The following is a 2,204-nucleotide window of genomic DNA, read 5'->3' on the forward strand; positions in this document are numbered from 1 at the left end:
CAACATTTTGTAAGAAAAGATTCTGCTCTAGAGGAAAAATTAGAGGGAATTGCTATGAAAACGATTTATCGCTAAAAATACGGAAAATAGAAGAATTTTCGATTTAAATGTGGTATAATCAGTAGGAATGTTAAAAGAAAAAGGAGCATAAACCAAATGAAACGTATTGCTGTTTTGACCAGTGGTGGAGACGCCCCTGGTATGAATGCTGCCATCCGTGCAGTAGTTCGCCAAGCAATCTCAGAAGGAATGGAAGTTTTTGGTATCTATGATGGATACGCAGGTATGGTTGCCGGTGAAATTTATCCGCTTGATGCTGCTTCAGTAGGAGACATCATTTCTCGTGGTGGTACTTTCCTTCATTCTGCTCGTTATCCTGAGTTTGCACAACTTGAAGGCCAACTTAAAGGGATTGAGCAATTGAAAAAACACGGTATCGAAGGAGTCGTAGTTATCGGTGGTGATGGTTCTTATCATGGAGCTATGCGCTTGACTGAGCATGGATTCCCTGCTATTGGACTTCCAGGTACAATCGATAACGATATCGTAGGTACTGACTTTACAATCGGATTTGATACTGCAGTTACGACTGCAATGGATGCGATTGATAAGATTCGTGATACATCATCAAGTCACCGTCGTACTTTCGTTGTTGAAGTAATGGGACGTAACGCTGGTGATATCGCTCTTTGGGCTGGTATCGCAACTGGTGCTGATGAAATTATCATCCCTGAAGAAGGCTTCAAGATGGAAGATATCGTAGCTAGTATCAAAGCTGGTTATGAGCACGGTAAAAAACACAACATTATCGTTTTGGCAGAAGGTGTTATGTCAGCAGCTGAATTTGGTCAAAAACTAAAAGAAGCAGGAGACACTAGTGACCTTCGTGTAACAGAACTTGGTCACATCCAACGTGGTGGATCACCAACTGCGCGTGACCGTGTATTGGCATCACGCATGGGGGCACACGCTGTTAAACTCCTTAAACAAGGAATCGGTGGTGTCGCTGTTGGTATCCGTAACGAAAAAATGGTTGAAAATCCAATTCTTGGTACAGCAGAAGAAGGAGCTTTGTTTAGCTTAACTGCAGAAGGTAAGATTATTGTTAACAACCCTCATAAAGCTGATCTTGAACTTTCTGCTTTGAACAAGAGCTTGTCCTAATCAACTTTCATTAATTTGGTAACATGACCATAAAAGGTCGAATTATATAAAGGAGTCACAAAAATCATGAACAAACGTGTAAAAATCGTTGCAACTTTAGGTCCTGCGGTTGAAATCCGTGGTGGTAAAAAATTCGGTGAAGACGGATACTGGGGTGAAAAACTTGATGTTGAAGCTTCAGCTCAAAATATTGCTAAATTGATTGAAGCAGGAGCAAACACTTTCCGTTTCAACTTCTCACACGGTGACCACCAAGAACAAGGTGAGCGTATGGCAACTGTTAAACTTGCTGAAAAACTTGCAGGTAAAAAAGTTGGTTTCCTTCTTGATACTAAAGGACCTGAAATCCGTACAGAATTGTTTGAAGGTGACGCAAAAGAGTACTCATACAAAACTGGTGAAAAAATCCGTGTTGCAACTAAACAAGGAATCAAATCAACTCGTGATGTGATTGCTTTGAACGTTGCTGGTGCCCTTGATATCTACGATGATGTTGAAGTTGGTCACCAAGTTTTGGTTGACGATGGTAAATTGGGTCTTCGTGTTTTCGTAAAAGACGATGCAACTCGTGAATTTGAAGTAGTCGTTGAAAATGACGGTATCATTGCTAAGCAAAAAGGTGTAAACATCCCAAACACTAAAATTCCTTTCCCAGCACTTGCTGAACGCGATAACGATGATATCCGTTTCGGTTTGGAACAAGGTATCAACTTCATCGCTATTTCATTTGTACGTACTGCAAAAGACGTTGAAGAAGTTCGTGCAATCTGTGAAGAAACTGGTAATGGTCACGTTCAATTGTTTGCGAAAATCGAAAACCAACAAGGTATCGATAACTTGGATGAAATCCTTGAAGTAGCTGATGGTATCATGATTGCCCGTGGTGACATGGGTATTGAAGTACCATTCGAAATGGTTCCAGTTTACCAAAAAATGATTATCACAAAAGTAAATGCAGCTGGTAAAGTCGCTATCACAGCAACAAACATGCTTGAAACTATGACTGAAAAACCACGTGCAACGCGTTCAGAAGTATCAGA

The 2,204-nt window shown here is 40.7% G+C and carries 2 protein-coding genes; both read left to right on the plus strand.

What is annotated here, in order from left to right; all coding sequences use genetic code 11:
- The first annotated feature begins 156 nt into the window (after nt 1–156).
- Nucleotides 157–1,164: a 6-phosphofructokinase gene (pfkA, locus tag GMD4S_RS08105; RefSeq protein ID WP_000820882.1), complete on the plus strand. Its 1,008-nt coding sequence runs from the start codon at nt 157–159 to the stop codon at nt 1,162–1,164.
- A 66-nt stretch (nt 1,165–1,230) separates the two neighbouring features.
- Nucleotides 1,231–2,204: pyruvate kinase (pyk, locus tag GMD4S_RS08110; protein WP_001042825.1), on the plus strand; the 974-nt coding region annotated here is incomplete at its 3' end.

The sequence above is a fragment of the Streptococcus sp. GMD4S genome (genome assembly GCF_000296955.1).